Raw genomic sequence first — 15,507 nt, 5'->3', positions numbered from 1 at the left:
TTAATTATACCACAATTCTATGTCTTTTGTTCGGCCTGCCACAGCTTGAAGCAATAATCGATGATCTCCCGACGGCGGATAATGCCGATAAACACCTCGTTATCGTCGATTACCGGTACATAGTTCTGGTTGGTTGCCAATGTAATCAAATCCTGCATCTGCTGATCGATCCGAACCGGTTTTATTGCCATATGCTGACTAACGTCCTTCAGCTGAACCTTATGCGCATTATCAAACCCGATTTCGGGAGAATGCTTCAATTTCCATAACAAATCGCCTTCGGTAATCGTGCCCGCATATTTGCCATCCTGATCGATCAATGGAACCGCAGAATACCGGTGGTATTCCATTCGTTCCAGCGCTTGGCGCATCGTTGAGTCGGGAGATAAATAAATGACTTCTTCTTTAGGCAACAGAAAAAACGCTATATTCACTCAAGCCACCCTTTCACACGGTAAAATCCGCTATCTGTCCATCCGAACCGGCCCTACTTCATAATACACTATGATCGGTATTGAGGATATAAGACCGCACATCCTTTTATTTTATCAAAATGAAGCGTAGACTTCACCCCCTGCCTAACCGCATGTTGTTTCCATTTGTGACGCTCCGTCCAAAAAAAGACAACCGGCGCATGTCCGGCTGTCTTCATTGCTGCATTTTATTTTACAGTTACAACAACGGTTGTCTTCAAATTGGAAAAGCCAACGGTAATTCTGGCGGTGCCTTTTCCGGTAGCTCTGACGATTCCGTCTTTTACGTCGGCGATCATGATGTTGGAGCTCGTCCACATTCCCGGTTTGGTGACATCCTCATCAATGCCGTCCGCATAGGTGGCCGTAGCTTTGAGCTCCGCTTCTTCGCCTTCTTTCAATTCCACCTTGACGACATTCGTTTTCAAATATTTCAGTACCCCGATTTCAACCGCGATGGTGACGGTCTTGCCGCCGAAATTAGCCGATAGCGATACTTTTCCGGGAGCATTGGCCGTTAATAAGCCGTTTGCGACGTCGGCAATTTTGTAATTGGACGTTTTCCAGGTCGCATCATTCGTCACATCGGTGGTACTGCCGTCGGACAGCGTTGCCGTCAGCTGAACCTGCACGGACTGTCCGTTCTTGATCGTAATAAAACGTTGATCGGCCTCCAGCTTCTGAACGACGCCGATTTCAACGGGGATGGTAATGCTTTTGCCGCCGTAAGTCGCCGTAATCGTCGTTTTGCCGCGCGTGACCGGCGTAACAACCCCGGAGTTGGAAACTTGAGCGACAAGCGGATTGCTTGTCTTCCATTCCGCCTCATTCGTAACATCCTTCGGCGCGTCCGACAAATCGGTTGCCGACAATATAATTTGCCTTGCTTCGCCCAGATCGAAAATCAAATAAGGAACGTTTGCGGATAATTTCTCCGCCATATCGACCTGAATTTTAAACGTGATCGACTTGCTCTCCACAACTGCCGTGACTACCGCTTCGCCGGATGCAACCGCGGTAATTTTCCCGTCGTCCACAGTGGCCGTTTTCGTATTGGAGCTCGTCCATTCGGCTTCGGAGGTAAACTCCTTGGTCGTCCCATCCGTATATTTGGCGGTTACGGCAAGCTGTTTCGTCTCGCCCTTCTTTAAAACAAGGCTGGTCGTCCCCGCGGTAAGGCTGTCGATGACGCCGACCGAGACTTTGACCGTTGCCGTTCTGGTGCCGTATTTGGCTGTGATCGAAGCGGCGCCCGTAGCAATACCTGTAATATAACCGGCATTTACAGATGCCGTATCCGCGGGGCTGGAAGTCCATTCGGCTATATGGGTAACGTCTTCCTCGCGGCCGTCCGGATAAACGGCGAACAAATTGACTTGCTCAGCGCTTCCTATCTGGAAATTAACCGTTTTTTTGCTCAGCTTCAATGTCGCCGGTATATCGATCTGTACTTTGGCAGAGACGCTTTTCCCGCCGTAAGCGGCCGTAACCTTCGTCTCGCCCGATTTGTAGGCGGTCAGCTTTCCTTTCGTGACAAAGGCGATGACATCGTTATCGACCGACCATTCAGCGCGGTCCGTCACATCTCCCTTCGTACCGTCCGCATACGTAGCTTCCAGCTTCAGCTGTTCATCGGCGCCAACCTTCAATGAATAGGTTTCCTTGCTCAATTCCAATCGTCTCGGTACATCGACATCGACGATCGTTTTAACCGACTTTTCCCCGTATTTGGCGGTAATGGTGACTTCGCCGATATTGTTCGCAGTCAGCTTCCCTTTAATGACATTGACGATATTTTCATCGCTGGATGACCATTCTGCGCGGTCGGTAATATCCTCGGGATCGCCGCTCGCATACGTTGCCGTCAGTTTCAATTGTTCCGTTGCGTTCTTTTTCATTAACAGGTTTTGCTTGTCGACGTCAAGCTTGATGGCATTATCGACATCAACCTTGACCGTTGCCGTCTTCGTTCCGTAGGTTGCCGTCAAGGTTGCTTGCCCCGGTCCATAACCGGTGATCGTTCCTTTCAGCACGTCGGCGACCGTCCCCTTATCGGAAACCCACTCCGCCTGCTCAGCTACATCGGCGACGGTTCCATCCGGATAGGTGGCCATCAGCTTGATTTTTTCCGAGCCTTTCAGAAGTAACGATACCTGCGATTTTTCCGGATCAATCCGTTTGACGATTTCGACATTCACCGGCAGTGACAGCGTCTGATTGTTGTACTTGGCCGTGATGATCGCGCTGCCTGCGCCAAGACCGGTAATCAGCCCGTTGGTTACCGTTGCAACCGCATTGTTATCTATAGCCCAGTCGGCCTTATTGGTCACATTCTCCGTCATCCCGTCGTCATAATAAGCGGTGAGGCTGACGTTGTCCGTTTGACCCAGTCTCAGATCGACCGTCTGCTTGTCTTTCGTCATCGTTTTTACGCGTTTCGTTACCGTCGCATTGACGATAACCGTCTTCCCCAAATAAGTCGCCGTAATGACGACCGTACCTTCCTTCTTCCCGGTTACAGCTCCCGCATACACGGTTGCGATATCCGCCGCTCCGGAATTCCAATCTGTTTTCACCGTCACATTCTCGGTCGAGCCGGATGCAAACACAGCCGTAGCGGTCAAATTGGTCGTCGCTCCGACTTCCAAAGAGATTTCATTCTTGTTCAATACCAGACTTGAAATTTCATCGGCCGCCAGTGCGCTGCCGGCAAAGCTGCTCATTGCTAACATAAGTACCAAAAATAATAACAGCGTTCGGGTCATTCTAAACATACTCCTACCTCCGTTGCGAAATCTTTTCGTCTCTCCTCACTTTGGCCTGATAGACAGTCTACTTTTACAATATCGGTTAATTCATCGTAAAAAGTTATACTTTTAACAATTTGTTCTTTTTTCATGGCGTATTATGTAGAAAAAACAAGAATTTACGGATTCGTTGCCCATTTAAACGTGCAACAAGTATTAACGGCTTCGCCGTCCTTAAGTGTCGAGCGCGTTTGGCAAGGTTGTGCGAAGCCAAGTATGAGAAACTTATACTTTCTATTCAACCCAAAAAAACAGCGGCCGACCTTTTCAGGCCGACCGCTGGCTTCGCCAAACGAGCTTATTCCGTTGTGTATGGCAGCAACGCGATTTGACGAGCGCGTTTGATTGCAATCGTCAGAGCACGCTGATATTTAGCCGAAGTTCCTGTTACACGGCGGGGAAGAATCTTGCCGCGCTCGCTGATAAACTTCTTCAGCGTTTCGATGTCTTTATAATCAATGTGAGTGATTTTATTCACAGTGAAGTAACAAACTTTACGACGCTTGCCGCCTTTGCCGCCTTTACGGCCGCCAAACTTGCGTTCGCCGCGGTCTTCGCTGTTGTTGTCTCTTCTTTGGAATCCCATCGTTTATTCAGTCCTTTCTACGTTAGAATGGCAAATCATCATCGGAGATGTCAATCGGTCTGCCGTCATCCTGGAACGGATCCTGATTGTCTCGTGGTCCGTTGTTATTTCGTTGCTGGCCTCCGCCGCCACCCATGCCTTCTTCACGGCTTGCACCGCCGCTGTTCGGCGACTCCAAGAAACGTACGTTGTCGGCAATAACTTCTGTCACATATACGCGGCGACCCTCATTATTATCGTAGTTACGCACTTGAATTCTGCCTTCCACCGCAGCTAACCGGCCTTTACGCAAATAATTGGCACATGTTTCAGCAAGCTGACGCCATGTCACAATATTGATAAAGTCCGCTTCCCGCTCACGCTGCTGATTCACAAAAGGACGATCGACAGCCAGTGTGAACGTCGTCACGGCAACGCCTGACGGAGTATAGCGCAATTCAGGGTCACGAGTAAGCCTTCCAATCAGAATCACACGATTTAGCAACCTTAAACCCTCCCAGCATGTCAATTACGGCATATGGATGCCTTAAGCTACATCTTTAACGATCAGGTAACGAATGATTTCGTCGGAAATCTTCATTACACGGTCAAGCTCGCTAATAACCTCGTTGTTAGCATTGAAATGAACTAACACGTAATGGCCATCGCGTAACTTGTTGATCTCATACGCAAGACGGCGCTTACCCATCACATCATGCTTCGTAATTTCTCCACCGTTGTTGATGATGTTTTGAAATTTTTCTACCGTAGCTTGAACAGCCTCCTGTTCAATGTCCGGACGAATAATGTACATGATCTCATATTTGCGCATGGTTTCACCTCCTTTTGGACTAAGCGGCTCCACTGCACGGCTGATGCCGAACGGAGCAAGGAGCGAGTAATACTTGGTTATCAAAACTCGCACCATAATACTATAGCAAAACCGTAGCCTAATGACAAGTTTTTTGTGCAGGGACCAGGAAAGCTGTCGATGAATAGGGTTAATAGCCTGAAGTATGTTCAAGGCGAGCTTTTTATTGGCTTGACTGCGAAAAACCTGATCAAATCAAGGCATGTTTGAGCTTCGAGTCATATCATTTGCCGGTTTCCGCAGTTCATCGACAGCCTCCTAGTTTTTTTAGTAGTTCGCTTCAAATCATTGGCAAAGTTTCGGACTCATGCAAACCACCGCTTGGGGAAAACTAACATTACGCTTCATATTAGGAGGTGATTTATACCATGGGCGAATGGAGTCAATTTAGACCGGGCGACAAAGCTCCGAATGATGGCGAGTACATGGAGGCTGGGGAGAATGCCTTTCATATGGGCATTAACAATCCTAAAATCATTTCGTTAAAAAAGGGCGAGACCTTCCCGGATACATCCAACCATAACCGTAAATGGAAACGTAAATATTAGGCGAATCTCCCTCTTGAGCCTCAGTCTGTCTCATTAAGGTTTTGAGAGGGAGTCCTCTATCATTAAAAAAGGAGAAGAATACGATGCGTTATACTTCCACCCTGTTTTGCACGGCGATTGGCGCCGCTTTATGCCTCATGCATTATATCGGACATGACTCCGAACCGATCTACCTTATTTTTTACGGGTTGAGCGTCCCGGCCTGGTTCTTTCCCTTCGTCAGCTATACGAATGTCAACGCCGCGCTGCTGTATACCCTTACCATATTGTCCTGGGCTCTTATCGGCTATGTTATCGACCGTTTCACGGTACGCCGAAGATCCAGGTCCTACTAAGCCAATGACGCAGCTCCCGTCCAGCGCCTCCTCTACGCTCTTGAAAGGAGGCGCTTCAAGTTATAAATATAAACTCCGACGAACCTCAGGTTCTCTCCCACCGTCCAGACTCGCCCATCGCATTAAAAAACGACCCGCTTCCGGGTCGTTGGGTTATTTGCTATGGATGGCGGAAAGGGTGGGATGCGGCCCTGCTGGGCCGACTGCGCAGCCTTTGCTCCCGATGTCCATGCTCCGACGAACCTCCGGTTCTCTCCCACCGTCCAGACTCGCCCATCGCATTAAAAAACGACCCGCTTCCGGGTCGTTGGGTTATTTGCTATGGATGGCGGAAAGGGTGGGATTCGAACCCACGCACGCTGTGACACGCCTAGCTGATTTCGAGTCAGCCCCCTTGGGCCTCTTGGGTACCTTTCCGCACTAAAAAGGGACAAGAACTAATATAGCACAGGTCCACGTAGGATTGCAACCTTTTTTTAAAGCTATTGTTCGCCCTGTTCCGGCGCGCTTGAATTGGACCGCAGCACCTTTTTCAGCTTGCTTTCAAACTTCGCTCTCGGTACCAATACGCTATGCTTGCAGCCGACGCATTTAATGCGAATGTCCATGCCAAGGCGGATAATTTCCATCTCATTGCTCCCGCAAGGATGGGGCTTCTTCATCTGTACAATATCGCCCAATTGATACTGTTTTCGTTCCATTTCTCCCTCTCCACCTTTTTCATTGCCATGGATGCTTAGACGGATTTGCCGGCTATATTCGCAATGCTCGCCGCATCAAAAGCTTTTTTTAATTCCGCATAAAGCTCTCTGGCGACCAAAGCCTGCATGTTCGGCTTGCACTCGACCGTCGTCCGGAGCGTAATCTCCGAAGCGGTAAGCGTCTGGATTCCAAGCACTTGGGGCTCTGATACCATATTGACATTGCTTTCATAATTTTTCAATACCGTTTGTTTGAGCACCTCGAGTGCTTTATCCATATCCGATGCATAAGCGATGGCAATGTCCACAACCGCAATAGAATTATGCAGCGAAAAGTTCGTTACCTGCGTGATTGTACCGTTAGGAATAAAATGAACCTCTCCGGTCCAGCTCGTGATTTTAGTCACCCTTAAGCCGATTTCCTCTACAGTTCCTTTATAAGCGCCGATTTGCACAATATCGCCGACCGCGAATTGATCCTCGAATATTATGAAAAAACCGGTGATCACGTCTTTGACCAAGCTTTGCGCCCCGAATCCGATAGCCAGTCCGACGACGCCGGCTCCTGCCAATAAGGGCTCCAGGCGGATTCCAAACTGGTTAAGAATCATAAGAATGACGATGAAATTGACTACATAGGTCGTAATATTGCCTAACAGCCTGCCGATTGTCTGTGTCCTTCTCGCATCGAACTTTACCGGGCTTTTAAGTTTCGCGCTGAGCATATGCTCCAATGCTTTATTGGCGACCTTCATAACGACTTTACCGGCAATATAAATGAACAATATTTTGATCAAACCAATGAGAAGTCCCGTCCATACCACAGGATCCGATATATAATCGATGAACTTATTACGCATCTCATCCCAGCTTGCCACCAAACTTTTAACCTCCATAATAAGTAAGCTTATGCCTCCATGTTAACATATTGATCGCCTTTTTTGAAGAAAATACCGCGGATCTCGACCCGTTCCTCCGCAATAATTTGCTTTACGCGTTCATACTCCTCCTGCGGAAATTCAAGCGAAAGCGCGCAGCCGGCTGTAATTTGTTTCGGTGTAGGACACATATCATTTTCAATCTCCGCGTATTCCAACAGCATTTCCGCCCTCAATGCCTGCTGTGTGGAATCAAAAGCCATAAGCAGCACGACTCTCTCCCCCTCTTCTATTTTTTGCATTTCTACGTATAAATTGTGCCGGTCTTCCGTATACTAGTAAAAATGTTTTTATACTCCTGCCATAGGGGGCTATTATATGAAAATTTCGTTTCATAGAGACGCGGCGCCAAAAGAAATCGAAAATTTGAAAATTCTTCATACCGAAACGAATATTATCGAGGTTTTATCCGACAAGCTGTTCTCGATTTTGGGACAAATCCCGCCACAGCAGCCTGTTATCATCATCTGTGTAGGGACCGACCGTTCAACGGGCGACTCCCTGGGCCCTCTCGTCGGCACTCAGTTGAAAAAATACAGCATCGACGGCATCCACCTGTACGGCACGCTGGACCAACCGGTTCATGCCATGAATTTAAAAGAGACGCTGGATGCCATCCATTCCCATTACAACAACCCTTATATCATTGCAATTGATGCCTGCTTGGGGCAATTGACCAGCGTAGGCTGCATTCAAGTCGGCAATGGACCGGTGAAACCGGGAGCCGGCGTAAATAAAGAGCTGCCCCCGGTAGGCAATATGCATATTACCGGAATCGTCAACGTCGGCGGATTCATGGAATACTTCGTGCTGCAAAACACCCGTTTAAGCCTGGTCATGAGCATGTCCGAAGTTATCGCCAAATCGTTTTATGTGGCGCTAAGCCATATTAAACGATTCGCCGCCGCTACTTCTTATGCTCGCATCGATGGATAGCTTCCTTCTCCTCCGGCGATAATGAGTACGAAGACTGTCCTTGCGTCAAAGGCTTCGCATAGACGTAAGTCTCATCGCGATTATGAATTCCGGACAGCACAACGCCATCCATCTCGTCGTCGGCAATTACAATGGAAAAGCTCAGGTCGCTACCGCTCTCTGCGAAAGCATTGTAGCGGTATACGCTTAGATTGGACTTCATTTTTCTCATTTGCTTCAAGACTGCTTCGATTTGGCGCATCACTTCGTCCGAGCTGCCCTGGGCGGCCGCCACTTTTTCCTGCAGATCGATCAGCACATCCTCTACCTTTAACGCGCCATCGCCGTTCATCATTTTCAAATACGTCTTTCTAAGTCTGTTCAACTTCCCCCATAAAACCATCATTACAATAAAAAACAAAACCATCACCGCTATTAAAACGATAAGAAGCACCCGGATGTCCAACAGGTCCAGCAACTCTCCCACAACCGTCTCCCCCTGTTTTTCTATTTTATGTATCCGATTGACTTGTCATTTCATATACTGAGCAATTTCTTTGACTGCGCTAATTAAGCGTTCAATTTCTTCATCCGTCGTAAAATACCCGACGCTAGCCCGAACCGCTCCCTTTTCCAGCGTACCTGCGCTTTCATGCGCGAGCGGCGAGCAGTGATATCCGGCCCTGACCGCGATTTGAAAAGATTGATCCAATATAAATGAAATTTCCGACGAATCGGTCTGATTCATTGTAAATGAGACGATGCCGGTTCTATTTTGCCCCAAATCCGGTCCCAGTACAGATATACCTTGAATTCCCATCAACGCTTCAATCAGCGTCTGCGTTTGCTTCCATTCTTTTGCATGAATTCGCTCGACGGTTTCCTTCAGTACAAATTTCACGCCTTCATTCAGCCCGGCAATACCAACCGTATTTTGCGTGCCTGACTCGTAACGATCCGGCCGAACCGCAGGCTGCTCGATGGCTTCCGACTGACTCCCCGTCCCTCCATGCAGCAAAGGCACCAAATCAAGCTCCGGCGCTATATATAGCCCTCCCGTACCTTGGGGTCCAAGCAAGCTTTTATGCCCTGGAAAAGCAAGCATATCGATCCCCATACGGGCAACATCCAGCTCCAGCGTCCCGGCTGTTTGAGCTGCATCCACCAACAGCTTTACTCCATTGGATTTGCACAATTCGCCCAGCTGCTCCACAGGCAATATGCTCCCCAGCATATTGGAACCATGGCTGCATACCACCAGACTTGTTTTTTCCGTAAGCGCATCTCTTACATCGTTGACCGTTAACTCGCCTTTGGCATTCGTCTTCACATAGGTAACGGCAACCCCTTTTGTTCTTTTCAGCAGCTCCAACGGCCTGCGAACGGAATTATGCTCCACAGCCGTACAAACAACGTGGTCCCCTTCCTTCACAAATCCGAAAATTGCTTGGTTCAAAGCCATCGTTGTATTCAGCGCGAACGAAATGTCGTTCGGATTTTTTACTTTAAATAATTTGGCCAAGCTTTTTCGGGTCTCAAACAGAACGCGGCTGGCCTGAACGGCCATTTGGTGACTCCCCCGTCCCGGATTCGATCCGTTCAAGAGCAGATTTTCCTGCATGGCCTGAAGCACTTCGGGCGGTTTCGGCCAAGACGATGCAGCGTGATCCAAGTAGGCTATATTCATCTTATCCATCCTCCTCTTTCACAAAAAGTAGCATACCTAGTCTGCCCGTCCAACAAGGCATTAATAAGGTATGCTACATCGTTTAGTCCATTCCACCACTCTAGCAGCTTACTTTTAAGATATTTTTCCTTGGAGAAGCTCGAGCAATCGATCCAAATCATCCTTGGAGTAATAAAGCAGTTCAATTTTCCCTTTATTATTGTTATGCTTGATTTTAACGGTTGTCCGATACATTTCCCTCAAGCTTTCTTCCAGTTCATTAATGTACGGGTCTTTTCGCTTTGTCTTTGTCGATACGGCTTTCTTGGAGTCCACCTTTTCTTCCAGCCGCTTCACTTCCTCCTCCAGCTCGCGAACGCTCCATTGCTCTTTTATCGCTTGCTCAGCCAACGATTTAATCGTTTTCGTATCCTTCAAGCCGATAATCGCCTTGGCATGTCCCATCGATAATGTTCCACGTGAAACATATTGCTTTACATCCTCGGGAAGCTGAAGCAATCTCAAAAAGTTCGCAATATGCGATCTGCTCTTGCCGACCTTCAAAGACAATTCTTCTTGCGTCAACGAAAACTGATCGATCAACGCCTGGTAAGCAATTGCAATTTCCAGAGCATTCAAATCTTCCCGCTGCAAATTCTCAATCAAGGCAATTTCCATAACCTGCTGGTCGCTGAACTTCTTGACGACGGCGGTAATCGTTGCCAGTCCGCACACCTGAGAGGCTCTAAACCGGCGCTCTCCGGCAATGATTTCATAACCTTTTAATACGCTTCTTACAATAATCGGTTGAATGATTCCGTGTTCCTTAATTGAGGCAGCCAATTCATTAATCGATTCGTCATGAAACGTCCGTCTTGGCTGGTACGGATTCGGTCTCAGTTGAGATAGTGGAATTTCTACAATCTTATCGTCATCGCCGATGCTTAGTGCCGGCAATAATGCGTCCAAACCTTTGCCTAATCGTTTACTCAAAGTGCGATCACTTCCTTCGCGAGCTCCATATATACTTCAGCCCCTTTAGATCTCGGATCATAGGTTATGATCGATTGACCATGGCTCGGCGCCTCACTTAGCCTTACATTTCGCGGAATAATAGTCTGATAAACTTTTTGCTGGAAATATTTTTTGACCTCTTCTATGACGTTCATACCCAGATTCGTTCTCGCATCAAACATCGTCAACAGGACGCCTTCGATTTGCAAGGTCGTATTCAAATGCTTTTGCACCAAGCGAACCGTGTTTAAAAGCTGGCTTAACCCTTCCAACGCATAATACTCGCACTGGATAGGAATAATGACCGAATCCGCAGCCGTTAATGAATTCACGGTGAGAATCCCTAACGATGGCGGACAATCGATAAGAATATAATCAAACAAATGCTTAACCAGCTGCAGTGACTTTTTAAGCCGGACTTCACGGGAAATCGTCTGGACCAACTCAATCTCGGCGCCGGCCAATTGAATGGTAGCAGGAATAATTTTCAAATTGGGAATAGCCGTCTCGACCATAGCATCTTTAGGATGAATATCGTTAATAATGACGTCATAAATGCAATAAACAACATCCGCCTTATTAACACCGATCCCACTGGTCGTATTGCCTTGAGGGTCAATGTCAACCAAAAGAACCTTCTTGCCTAACGAAGCCAAAGAGGCTCCCAGGTTTACGGACGTTGTTGTTTTACCAACACCACCCTTTTGATTAGTTATTGCGATAATCTTAGACAAAAGCTTTCACCTCAATAAAATACTAATAAAATGCCAAAACCATTATATCTGCTCTCGCACGCTCCATTATACGCGGGAAGGGTCAAAGAAAAGCTCCTCGTTACGGAGCCTTCATCTAGTCATTTTTGATAATGTTGTACAGTCTATCATACTATATTTTTTACCTTTTTGGTATCTTAATAACAATTTCATAGTGGTCTTCGTGATCCTGTTCATGCGTATTGATTTGCAAGCCCGACGAGGTTACCAATTCGACTGACTGCCTGATTGTGTTTAGCGCCAACCGAACGTCTTTAGAGAAAGATACGCGCTTCGACTTTTTATTTTTAACCGTTTCCTTCAAAAATTGAATCCTGGCTTCCGTCTGCTTTACGTTTAACTCTTTGGCTATGACGTCTTCCAACACTTTAATCTGCAGCTCTTCCTGATCCAAGGAAAGCAGTGCCCGTGCGTGTCTTTCGGTTATTTTCCTTTCCATTAGCGCCAGCTTTACAGGCTCGCTCAAGTGAAGCAGTCGAATTTTATTCGCTATCGTGGATTGACTCTTTCCGAGCCGCTGTGCCAGACTTTCTTGTGTTAAATTATGTAAATCGATCAGTTGCTGATAAGCAATTGCCTCTTCAATCGCGGTCAAGCCTTCTCGCTGTAAATTTTCTATAAGAGCAATAGATGCGGCTTGAGAATCGTTAAAATCTCGAACAATCGCCGGAATCGTATCCAAGCCCAGCTTTTTAACGGCTCTCCATCTGCGTTCTCCCGCGATTAACTCATACGTATTGTTCCTGATTCGGACCACGATCGGCTGTATGACGCCATGTGTTTTAATGGTTTGACACAGTTCATCAATTCGCTCATCATCAAAAATCGTTCTTGGCTGATATGGACTCGGGACGATATCATGGATCGAAATGTTTTTCACTTCATCCGTCGATGATTTTTCCGAAAATCCAAACAATTTTGAGATCTGCTCTTTCATTAATTTTATCACCCGATCTTGTGCCATAAATAATAAAAGCCTTGTTGCGACCCTCTACTATAAATTCTCCAAAAGCATACGATATCCTGCTAGAAACTTGTCGTAAAAGTGAATTATTGTATGAAAACACCCATGTTTTCTATGAATAATTTTCATAGAGTTGGCAGATGAAAATAAGCCGCCGACGTCCAGCATCGGACGAGCGACCTAGTGGCAAAATCTCGGAATGACGCTCTTTCAGTGAATTTTAAATTCGGTTAATTGATGCTGGTTGTACAGTCCTCGATAAACAACACTGAATTCGTATATTTTAAAAAATGCCTGCTATTGTTCCACGTGAAACATTATAAAAGCGGCAGCTTAAGCGGAATTCCAGCCTTTCGAGGATATTTGTTCGGTGTCTGCGCCGTTTTTTCAATGATGATGACATGTCTGGTAGAATGCTCCTCATCGGGCAGCTCAAACTTATGCGTATGTACAAGCTTGCCTTTCAATTCCTTCATACTGTAGCCGGCCTCATTTAGTTCTTCGCTTACGTCACTGCCTTTCATCGCAATAAAACAACCTCGAACAGCCGCAAAAGGAAGGCAAAATTCGTTAAGTACAGCAAGCTTGGCGACAGCTCTCGCTGTGACAACCTCGTAACGATCGCGATGCTGCGGTATACGTGCAATGTCTTCCGCCCTGCCATGAATACAAGCGACATCGGTCAGTCCTAAGGCGGACGATAAATAACTCAAAAACTGAATCCGCTTGTTTAAGGAGTCCACTATTGTTACTTGCAGCTGCGGAAATGCAATTTTAAGCGGAATACTGGGAAAACCCGCGCCCGAACCAATGTCGGCAATGCTATTCTTCTCATGCATCGGAATAAAAAAAGAAACGGAGAGCGAGTCATAAAAATGCTTCATGTAGACTTGCTCTCTTTCCGTAATTCCGGTCAAATTCATCTTCTCGTTCCAGACAACCAGCTCTTTGTAATATATCTCATACTGTTGGAGCTGCCGTTCTGTCAGTTCGATCCGATACCGTTTTAGTTGATCGGCAAATTGTATTTGTATGGCATCCATTAAGAACCTCTGGCCGCGAGAACTTTGTTGTAATGTTCCAGGTGAACGAGCAGTATCGAAATATCCGCAGGCGTTACACCGGAAATGCGGGAAGCTTGCCCGATCGAAATCGGACGTATTTTTGCCAGCTTCTGTTTGGCTTCCATAGCGATGCCGTGAATATGCTCGTAGATGATATCGTCCGGAATTTTCTTTTTCTCCATTTTACGCAGACGCTCCACCTGTGCCAACTGCTTCTCGATATAGCCGGAATATTTGACTTGAATCTCGATCTGCTCCTTCATTTCCTCGGAGAGCTCGTAAGGCGCCGGCGAGATCGCATATATATGCTCATAAGTGACTTCCGGACGGCGCAACAGCGAAAGCAAATCAACCGAGTTGCTGATTTCGGCGCTGCCTAATGAAGCAAGCATCTCCTGAGCGTCAGTCGGTTTCACTTTCGTTGTTTTCAACCGTTCGATTTCCTCGTCAACCAACCGGTATTTCTCCGTAAAGCGTTGGAACCGCTCTTCTTTAATCAATCCGATTTCGTAGCCGATAGGCGTCAAGCGAAGATCGGCATTGTCATGTCTTAACAGCAGCCGGTATTCGGCGCGGGAAGTGAGCAAGCGATATGGCTCATTCGTCCCTTTGGTGACCAGGTCATCGATCAGGACGCCAATGTAACCCTCGGACCGGTCCAGTACGACCGGCTCTTTGCCGAGCACCTTTCGGGCTGCATTAATGCCGGCCATAATGCCTTGACCGGCAGCTTCCTCATAGCCGGATGTACCGTTAATTTGACCTGCAGTGAACAGGCCGTCCACCACCTTCGTTTCCAAAGACGGCTTAAGCTGTGTCGGCACCACCGCATCGTATTCGATCGCATAGCCGGTACGCATCATTTCCACGTTTTCCAAGCCCGGAACAGAACGTAAAATGCTCAGCTGCACATCCTCCGGCATACTGGTCGAGAGCCCTTGAACATAATATTCCGATGTATGGCGGCCTTCCGGCTCCAAAAAGATTTGATGCTTCGGCTTATCGCTAAAACGGACAATTTTATCTTCGATGGACGGACAATAACGCGGACCGGTTCCCTCGATAGCTCCCGAAAACATCGGAGCGCGGTGCAAATTGTCGTTAATAATTTGATGGGTCTGCTCGGATGTGTAAGTTAACCAGCACGGCAGCTGATCAGGCACTTCCTCCGTCGTTTCGTAAGAGAAAAACTTCGGCTTTTCATCTCCCGGTTGAATAACCGTCTTGCTGAAATCAATCGTATCTTTATGAACGCGCGGCGGCGTTCCCGTTTTAAAGCGGACCAATTCAAGGCCGACATCGCGCAGCGACTGTGATAATTTGACAGCCGGCTGCTGATTGTTAGGACCGCTTTCGTACATCAGTTCGCCCATAATGATTTTGCCGCGCAAATACGTGCCGGTCGTAACCACAACCGCTTTGGCAAAATATTGGGCGCCGGTTTTCGTGATCACGCCTTTGATCGTGCCGTCTTCAACGATCAGCTCTTCCACAAGCCCTTGACGAAGCGTAAGCTTCGGTTCTTTTTCCATCGTTTGCTTCATCATGTGCTGGTACAGAAACTTGTCGGCCTGCGCCCGCAGCGCGTGAACCGCAGGTCCTTTGCCGGTGTTCAGCATCCGCATCTGAATATACGTTTTATCGATATTTTTCCCCATCTCGCCGCCGAGCGCATCGATCTCGCGAACAACATGGCCCTTCGCCGGACCGCCGATCGACGGATTGCATGGCATAAATGCAACCATATCCAAATTGATAGTAATCATCAGCGTTTCGCAGCCCATACGTGCAGCGGCCAGCGCCGATTCACAGCCGGCATGGCCCGCGCCGACGACAATGACATCGTAATGTCCTGCCATATAACTCATCGTAA

At 47.5% G+C, this 15,507-nt stretch carries 18 protein-coding genes and 1 tRNA gene; 3 read left to right on the top strand and 16 right to left on the bottom strand.

Annotated features, from left to right (window positions below):
• Window positions 1–17: 17 nt before the first annotated feature.
• The 5 genes from E1757_RS23395 to rpsF all read right to left on the bottom strand — a co-directional run bounded on the left by E1757_RS23395 (window position 18) and on the right by rpsF (window position 4,677).
• Window positions 18–434: a CBS domain-containing protein gene (locus E1757_RS23395; RefSeq protein ID WP_133232674.1), complete on the bottom strand. Its 417-nt coding sequence runs from the start codon at window positions 432–434 to the stop codon at window positions 18–20.
• Window positions 435–661: 227 nt separating this feature from the next.
• Window positions 662–3,238 carry an Ig-like domain-containing protein gene (locus tag E1757_RS23390; RefSeq protein ID WP_342774591.1) on the bottom strand — a complete coding sequence of 859 codons (2,577 nt, stop codon included), beginning with the start codon at window positions 3,236–3,238 and terminating at the stop codon, window positions 662–664.
• Between the two features lie 340 nt (window positions 3,239–3,578).
• Window positions 3,579–3,866 (bottom strand): 30S ribosomal protein S18, encoded by a 288-nt coding sequence (gene rpsR, locus E1757_RS23385; RefSeq protein WP_133232670.1) that lies wholly within the window; start codon window positions 3,864–3,866, stop codon window positions 3,579–3,581.
• A gap of 22 nt (window positions 3,867–3,888) precedes the next feature.
• Complete coding sequence (gene ssb / locus E1757_RS23380) at window positions 3,889–4,350, bottom strand: single-stranded DNA-binding protein (RefSeq protein ID WP_133232668.1); 462 nt, start codon at window positions 4,348–4,350, stop codon at window positions 3,889–3,891.
• A 42-nt stretch (window positions 4,351–4,392) separates the two neighbouring features.
• Window positions 4,393–4,677: a 30S ribosomal protein S6 gene (gene rpsF, locus E1757_RS23375; protein ID WP_133232666.1), complete on the bottom strand. Its 285-nt coding sequence runs from the start codon at window positions 4,675–4,677 to the stop codon at window positions 4,393–4,395.
• A gap of 407 nt (window positions 4,678–5,084) precedes the next feature.
• Here rpsF and E1757_RS23370 point away from each other — a divergent pair, with 407 nt between their 5' ends.
• A complete protein-coding gene (locus E1757_RS23370; RefSeq protein ID WP_133232664.1) occupies window positions 5,085–5,264 on the top strand; it encodes a YjzC family protein in 180 nt (59 codons plus the stop codon).
• Between the two features lie 83 nt (window positions 5,265–5,347).
• Complete coding sequence (locus E1757_RS23365) at window positions 5,348–5,599, top strand: hypothetical protein (RefSeq protein ID WP_133232662.1); 252 nt, start codon at window positions 5,348–5,350, stop codon at window positions 5,597–5,599.
• Window positions 5,600–5,925: 326 nt separating this feature from the next.
• On the opposite strand, the gene E1757_RS23360 is transcribed toward E1757_RS23365, so the two are convergent.
• The 4 genes from E1757_RS23360 to E1757_RS23345 form a co-directional block, all read right to left on the bottom strand.
• A tRNA-Ser gene (locus E1757_RS23360) sits at window positions 5,926–6,016 on the bottom strand.
• Window positions 6,017–6,081: 65 nt separating this feature from the next.
• Window positions 6,082–6,300, bottom strand: a complete 219-nt coding sequence (locus E1757_RS23355) for a DUF951 domain-containing protein (RefSeq protein WP_133232660.1) — start codon at window positions 6,298–6,300, stop codon at window positions 6,082–6,084.
• A gap of 35 nt (window positions 6,301–6,335) precedes the next feature.
• Window positions 6,336–7,178 carry a mechanosensitive ion channel family protein gene (locus tag E1757_RS23350; RefSeq protein ID WP_246079453.1) on the bottom strand — a complete coding sequence of 281 codons (843 nt, stop codon included), beginning with the start codon at window positions 7,176–7,178 and terminating at the stop codon, window positions 6,336–6,338.
• A gap of 29 nt (window positions 7,179–7,207) precedes the next feature.
• A complete protein-coding gene (locus E1757_RS23345) occupies window positions 7,208–7,441 on the bottom strand; it encodes a putative Se/S carrier protein (RefSeq protein WP_181956686.1) in 234 nt (77 codons plus the stop codon).
• 115 nt (window positions 7,442–7,556) lie between these two features.
• On the opposite strand from E1757_RS23345, the gene yyaC reads away from it, so the two are divergent.
• The gene (gene yyaC, locus E1757_RS23340) at window positions 7,557–8,174 is read left to right on the top strand and encodes a spore protease YyaC (RefSeq protein ID WP_133232654.1); all 618 of its coding nucleotides are present in this window, start codon (window positions 7,557–7,559) and stop codon (window positions 8,172–8,174) included.
• On the opposite strand, the gene E1757_RS23335 is transcribed toward yyaC, so the two are convergent.
• From E1757_RS23335 to mnmG, 7 genes are all read right to left on the bottom strand, one after another.
• Complete coding sequence (locus tag E1757_RS23335; protein ID WP_133232652.1) at window positions 8,146–8,640, bottom strand: DUF4446 family protein; 495 nt, start codon at window positions 8,638–8,640, stop codon at window positions 8,146–8,148. The two genes, yyaC and E1757_RS23335, sit on opposite strands and share 29 nt — an antisense overlap.
• A gap of 45 nt (window positions 8,641–8,685) precedes the next feature.
• Entirely contained in the window at window positions 8,686–9,840 is a 1,155-nt protein-coding gene (locus E1757_RS23330; protein WP_133232650.1) for an aminotransferase class V-fold PLP-dependent enzyme, read from the bottom strand.
• Window positions 9,841–9,954: 114 nt separating this feature from the next.
• Window positions 9,955–10,812 (bottom strand): ParB/RepB/Spo0J family partition protein, encoded by an 858-nt coding sequence (locus E1757_RS23325; protein ID WP_133232648.1) that lies wholly within the window; start codon window positions 10,810–10,812, stop codon window positions 9,955–9,957.
• Window positions 10,809–11,567: a ParA family protein gene (locus tag E1757_RS23320; RefSeq protein WP_133232646.1), complete on the bottom strand. Its 759-nt coding sequence runs from the start codon at window positions 11,565–11,567 to the stop codon at window positions 10,809–10,811. The genes E1757_RS23325 and E1757_RS23320 overlap by 4 nt, the downstream gene beginning before the upstream one ends.
• Before the next feature lie 160 nt (window positions 11,568–11,727).
• The gene (noc, locus tag E1757_RS23315; protein ID WP_133232644.1) at window positions 11,728–12,543 is read right to left on the bottom strand and encodes a nucleoid occlusion protein; all 816 of its coding nucleotides are present in this window, start codon (window positions 12,541–12,543) and stop codon (window positions 11,728–11,730) included.
• Between the two features lie 344 nt (window positions 12,544–12,887).
• Window positions 12,888–13,613 (bottom strand): 16S rRNA (guanine(527)-N(7))-methyltransferase RsmG, encoded by a 726-nt coding sequence (gene rsmG / locus E1757_RS23310; RefSeq protein WP_133232642.1) that lies wholly within the window; start codon window positions 13,611–13,613, stop codon window positions 12,888–12,890.
• Window positions 13,613–15,502 (bottom strand): tRNA uridine-5-carboxymethylaminomethyl(34) synthesis enzyme MnmG, encoded by a 1,890-nt coding sequence (gene mnmG / locus E1757_RS23305; protein ID WP_133232640.1) that lies wholly within the window; start codon window positions 15,500–15,502, stop codon window positions 13,613–13,615. The genes rsmG and mnmG overlap by 1 nt, the downstream gene beginning before the upstream one ends.
• Between the last annotated feature and the right edge of the window lie 5 nt (window positions 15,503–15,507).

The organism is Paenibacillus piri (genome assembly GCF_004354045.1).
GTDB lineage: Bacteria > Bacillota > Bacilli > Paenibacillales > NBRC-103111 > Paenibacillus_S > Paenibacillus_S piri.
This window is presented reverse-complemented; position numbering and strand designations above follow the sequence as displayed.